At 64.8% G+C, this 3594-nt stretch carries 6 protein-coding genes and 1 pseudogene; 2 read left to right on the top strand and 5 right to left on the bottom strand.

The genetic code is table 11. The features are described from left to right. The 5 genes and pseudogenes from ACFXN1_RS51045 to ACFXN1_RS51065 form a co-directional block, all read right to left on the bottom strand. Positions 1–440: pseudogene (locus ACFXN1_RS51045) on the bottom strand (2-nitropropane dioxygenase); the annotation flags it as partial. Between the two features lie 13 nt (positions 441–453). Continuing rightward, positions 454–858, bottom strand: a complete 405-nt coding sequence (locus ACFXN1_RS51050) for a DUF732 domain-containing protein (RefSeq protein ID WP_379446486.1) — start codon at positions 856–858, stop codon at positions 454–456. Positions 859–1038: 180 nt separating this feature from the next. Continuing rightward, a complete protein-coding gene (locus ACFXN1_RS51055; protein ID WP_379446487.1) occupies positions 1039–1257 on the bottom strand; it encodes a hypothetical protein in 219 nt (72 codons plus the stop codon). A gap of 18 nt (positions 1258–1275) precedes the next feature. Next, positions 1276–1422, bottom strand: coding sequence for a hypothetical protein (locus ACFXN1_RS51060; RefSeq protein ID WP_379446488.1), 147 nt, complete (start codon positions 1420–1422; stop codon positions 1276–1278). A gap of 255 nt (positions 1423–1677) precedes the next feature. Beyond that, a complete protein-coding gene (locus tag ACFXN1_RS51065) occupies positions 1678–2145 on the bottom strand; it encodes a hypothetical protein (protein ID WP_379446489.1) in 468 nt (155 codons plus the stop codon). A 197-nt stretch (positions 2146–2342) separates the two neighbouring features. On the opposite strand from ACFXN1_RS51065, the gene ACFXN1_RS51070 reads away from it, so the two are divergent. Then, positions 2343–2978: a helix-turn-helix domain-containing protein gene (locus ACFXN1_RS51070; protein ID WP_379446490.1), complete on the top strand. Its 636-nt coding sequence runs from the start codon at positions 2343–2345 to the stop codon at positions 2976–2978. Further along, positions 2954–3289: a divalent-cation tolerance protein CutA gene (cutA, locus tag ACFXN1_RS51075; protein ID WP_379446491.1), complete on the top strand. Its 336-nt coding sequence runs from the start codon at positions 2954–2956 to the stop codon at positions 3287–3289. Before ACFXN1_RS51070 ends, cutA begins: the two co-directional genes overlap by 25 nt. Positions 3290–3594 lie beyond the last annotated feature (305 nt).

The raw sequence follows: 3594 nt of genomic DNA on the forward strand, positions 1-3594 counted from the left end.
TGATTCACCGAATCGGTGACGGTGTAGGCCGCGCCCGTGGCGAAGGCGGTCGCGGCGGCATCGGGGGTGCCGATGCCGCCGGCCGCGCCGATCCGGACCGTCGCGGCGGCCGCCACGCGGTCGCACGCGGCGATGAGCTCGGGCAGCAGCAGCACCACCAGCAGGCGGCGGTCGGTGTGACCGCCGGAATCGGCCTCCGCCGTGATGTCGTCGGCCATCGGCACCCGGGTGACCAGATCACCCTGGGCGGCGGTGATGCGGCCGCTCTCGACCAGCTGCGTCACCAGTCGCTGCGGCGCGGGCCGCAGGAACAGCTCGGCCACCTCGACACGCGACACCTTGGCGATGATCCAGTGCCGGATCTCGATGCCCCCCTGCGGATTCACCGCGAGCCCGGCCGCCCGATAGTATCCGCCGGCGACTGCCAGAGGCTCGCGCACATGATCAACAACATCACTTCAACTGCGCCTTGAACTCGGGGCAATAGGCGTCGACCGCCGCCGCGGCCTGGTCAATCCAGCTCAAGTCGTTCTCTGGGCCCCATATGGTAATAACATCACGCCAGGAAGTGCCGTCCTTCAGCAAGTTGCAGACGTATTGGCCCTTCTCGATCACAAGATCCTTCCGGGCCTGCGGATACGGGACCCCAGCCTTGTCGAGATCTGCGAAGTACCGGTTATCGGCTGAAGTGGCCGCAGATGTCGGCGCGGCTGCTGGCGCAGCCTTCGCGGTGGTCGTGATCTCGTAGATCGAAGGCCCGGATGAGTTCGATCCGCAGGCGGGCAGCAGCGCCACGGAGAGCAGAGTGGCAGTGAGCACAGTGGCGGTGAGCAGAGCGGCAGTCTTCGCAGTCTTCATGGATTCCCCTCATGTGATGGCGGTGACGGTCGCCCAGGTCCACATCGATGTCCCGTCATGCTTCACGATCAACTCGGCGACACGCCAGCACACGGCACGAACGGGCATAGCGCCAAAACGAAACCACCCCAGCCGTTTTCCTGGCTGGGGTGGTTTCGTCATTTGCGCGTCGCGTCGAGGTCACTCACGCGCCGGGGTGTAGTCGGCGTAGCGGCGCGGAGAATTGGTCATCGCGCTGGCGGTGATCTCGTTCGCCGCCTGCGCCAACGCGACAATCGCAGGGTGTTCTGGCTGTCCGGCGATCGCGTCGAGTACTTCGCCGATGGACTGGATTCGGTCGCACAGCTCGCGAGCCGTGGCCGTGTCCAGCCTCGAGGGTGTCATCGGTCCGATGGGCATGAAGCCTCGTCCTTTCATTCAGCCCTGATGTTGAACGATCTCCGCCACGGTCTGCACCGCGGACTGCAGTGCTTGCGCTGCATAGCCGGTCTTGTCGCCGATGCGGTACGGGCACGCGTACACCGGCAGCCCCGGCCACGGTTGCGGCTTCCCGAACTCCGCCATGTTCTCGAACGGCACCTCCGGTGGCCCCGCCAGTGTCTTTCGTGTCGCATGATTCCGATTGCCCCCTCGCGCCGCTGGGAGCGTCGCACCAATCCTTCCCGGTGCGGCGCTCCATGTCAGCAACCCGTCAGACAACTGGCACGAATCGTCACCCCTGGTGCGCTGGTCGAACCAGGAAAGGTCCCCAGAGCAAGTAATGGGACTCCAATAGGTTTGCGGCGCAACCGAAGACACCCGCGCGAGGGCCATCCCTGGTTATGCGCCATCCGCCTTCGCGGGTGGCAGATCCCGAAGTGGTGACATTGCCCGGCGGGCGTAAGTCTCTTCGGGAGTCGCTGTGATTACGTCGAGCTGGCGGACCAGTGCGGCCGGTATCTCCGCGGCCTCGAAGTGTTTCGGGCCCGGCACGATGACCGCCTCGGCGTCAAGTCGGGTTGCCTGCGCTTCCAGCCTGGCCAATGGTGGCCGCCCGAATTTCGGGTCGTAGATGACCATGTCGGCGAAGTCGTACCCGAGACGCTCAGCGAGCCTGCGTATTAGGGTTTGGTCCCAGAGCAGGGCCGAGCCGGACACATCGGTGCGGAGATACCCCACGGCTACCGGCTTGTACTTCATCACTGCCCCGCTATCTGCGTGTCCATCGATCTCGATACGTCCGTGACATTCCAGGTAGAACCCCGAGTGGTCGTCCGTCTCGTCTCCGTAGCCCTGGAGCTCCAACACGCCCCCGCTGAATTCGAAGAGCCGCGCGGGGCGGACAGTACCGGGCTCGGAAGCCGAATCTTCTGACGTGTGAGTCATGACTCCCCCCGTCATCTGAGATGATGCGAAAATGCCTCAATGGGACGTTCTCGCCTCACCATACGCCGGGTGGCTACCCTGTGCCTAGAGAATCGAATCGAGAGCTAGAGAGACCGACCATGACCACCACCGGAGAGGTAATCGGCGCGTACCTCAAACGGCACGACATGTCTCAGCGTGCCTTCGCGCGTGAGGTGGATGTGGACCAGCGGCAGATAGGCCGCTACATATCCGGCGAAGCTGATCCGCCGCTTCAGGTCGCATCCCGGATCGCCGACCACATGGGCATCACGCTGACCGAACTGGCCGGCAAGACCGCGAGAGGCCTGGACTTCACCGGGGTGTGGTGGGCCGGGTGGCAGACCCAGAAGGACGGTGTCCACCGGGTGGACGTTCATCCAGTCCGGATCGCTCAGGACGGGAACATTCTGGAGCTGTTCGGAGAGCGCGTGGACACCATCGAGTCCGGGGCGTACGAGTGGACCGGAGAGCTTCGGCTCTACGACAACTCGTCCCTGATGGGCTGGTACATCGCCAGCGAAGGAGCTACACGAAGCAAGGGCGTGCTCTACTTCGCCCTACACCCTCACGGGCAGATCATGATCGGCGGATGGGTCGGCCTGTCGTACGCGGCCCCTGTAGTTCGCGGCTGGGGCGCGATCGCCCGGACCGAGGAACAGGTCCACACTCTGATGTCCAGGACCGCCGACAATGAGCCAGACTTGCTGTCGTGGGACAAGATGAAGAGCTCGTAACCGTATCCATTGCCGGGCCAGACGAAGACACACTGGCGCAGTTCGTTCGCCACCTGGTCGAGAATCAGTTGGCCGCCTGCGGGAACATCGTGCCCGAAGCTCGCAGCATCTACCGATGGGAAGGCGCGGTGGAGGACGAGGGCGAGGCGCTGGTGTGGATTCACACTCGGCGCAGCCTGGTCGGCCGGATTGTCGAAGCCGCGGACCAGTATCACCCCTATGAGGTCCCGCAAGTGCTGGCCTTCCCGGTCGTCGAGGCCCACCCCGGATATCGGGAATGGGTACTCAAATCCACCTCCGCCTTGACCTAATACCGGTCGCCGACTCCGACGTCGTGCGGAGACGCACGACGTCGGCAAGCCGGGACATCCGCAGCTGGCGGCTACCGCGCGCCCTCGAGCCGATCGGCGGCCCGGAGGAGTACGCCCGCCAGCGCGTGCAGTGGGGTGCTCGTCGAATACCTGCAAGTCCAAACCGATCTGGCTTACGTCCATGTCTGAGCACATGCCAGACATGGACGCGGGGGGGAGGGGGGGGGGTGCCCACGCGGGGCGGGGACTCGGGGGGGGGGAAACATGGGTAGCGGGAAAACAAGGAACAGGGCCGGAGGGGAGGG

It is taken from the genome of Nocardia sp. NPDC059154 (assembly GCF_042755705.1).
Classification (GTDB): Bacteria; Actinomycetota; Actinomycetes; order Mycobacteriales; family Mycobacteriaceae; genus Nocardia.